This window comes from Salmonella sp. 2020_1459 (assembly GCF_043847915.1).
In the GTDB taxonomy this organism is placed as follows: Bacteria; Pseudomonadota; Gammaproteobacteria; order Enterobacterales; family Enterobacteriaceae; genus Salmonella; species Salmonella enterica.
Window position 1 is genome coordinate 1 of sequence record NZ_JBCMFA010000019.1, and the last position, 1,579, is coordinate 1,579.

Annotated in this window: 1 rRNA gene; it reads right to left on the minus strand. The window is 54.0% G+C overall.

What is annotated here, in order from left to right:
- Positions 1 to 20 precede the first annotated feature (20 nt).
- Positions 21 to 1,562: ribosomal RNA gene (locus ACH0VJ_RS22520) — 16S ribosomal RNA — on the minus strand.
- Between the last annotated feature and the right edge of the window lie 17 nt (positions 1,563 to 1,579).

Consider the following 1,579-nt stretch of genomic DNA (forward strand, 5'->3'; position numbering starts at 1 on the left):
CAAAGTACGCTTCTTTAAGGTAAGGAGGTGATCCAACCGCAGGTTCCCCTACGGTTACCTTGTTACGACTTCACCCCAGTCATGAATCACAAAGTGGTAAGCGCCCTCCCGAAGGTTAAGCTACCTACTTCTTTTGCAACCCACTCCCATGGTGTGACGGGCGGTGTGTACAAGGCCCGGGAACGTATTCACCGTGGCATTCTGATCCACGATTACTAGCGATTCCGACTTCATGGAGTCGAGTTGCAGACTCCAATCCGGACTACGACGCACTTTATGAGGTCCGCTTGCTCTCGCGAGGTCGCTTCTCTTTGTATGCGCCATTGTAGCACGTGTGTAGCCCTGGTCGTAAGGGCCATGATGACTTGACGTCATCCCCACCTTCCTCCAGTTTATCACTGGCAGTCTCCTTTGAGTTCCCGACCTAATCGCTGGCAACAAAGGATAAGGGTTGCGCTCGTTGCGGGACTTAACCCAACATTTCACAACACGAGCTGACGACAGCCATGCAGCACCTGTCTCACGGTTCCCGAAGGCACATTCTCATCTCTGAAAACTTCCGTGGATGTCAAGACCAGGTAAGGTTCTTCGCGTTGCATCGAATTAAACCACATGCTCCACCGCTTGTGCGGGCCCCCGTCAATTCATTTGAGTTTTAACCTTGCGGCCGTACTCCCCAGGCGGTCTACTTAACGCGTTAGCTCCGGAAGCCACGCCTCAAGGGCACAACCTCCAAGTAGACATCGTTTACGGCGTGGACTACCAGGGTATCTAATCCTGTTTGCTCCCCACGCTTTCGCACCTGAGCGTCAGTCTTTGTCCAGGGGGCCGCCTTCGCCACCGGTATTCCTCCAGATCTCTACGCATTTCACCGCTACACCTGGAATTCTACCCCCCTCTACAAGACTCAAGCCTGCCAGTTTCGAATGCAGTTCCCAGGTTGAGCCCGGGGATTTCACATCCGACTTGACAGACCGCCTGCGTGCGCTTTACGCCCAGTAATTCCGATTAACGCTTGCACCCTCCGTATTACCGCGGCTGCTGGCACGGAGTTAGCCGGTGCTTCTTCTGCGGGTAACGTCAATTGCTGCGGTTATTAACCACAACACCTTCCTCCCCGCTGAAAGTACTTTACAACCCGAAGGCCTTCTTCATACACGCGGCATGGCTGCATCAGGCTTGCGCCCATTGTGCAATATTCCCCACTGCTGCCTCCCGTAGGAGTCTGGACCGTGTCTCAGTTCCAGTGTGGCTGGTCATCCTCTCAGACCAGCTAGGGATCGTCGCCTTGGTGAGCCGTTACCTCACCAACTAGCTAATCCCATCTGGGCACATCTGATGGCAAGAGGCCCGAAGGTCCCCCTCTTTGGTCTTGCGACGTTATGCGGTATTAGCCACCGTTTCCAGTAGTTATCCCCCTCCATCAGGCAGTTTCCCAGACATTACTCACCCGTCCGCCACTCGTCAGCGAAGCAGCAAGCTGCTTCCTGTTACCGTTCGACTTGCATGTGTTAGGCCTGCCGCCAGCGTTCAATCTGAGCCATGATCAAACTCTTCAATTTAAAAGTTTGATGCTCAA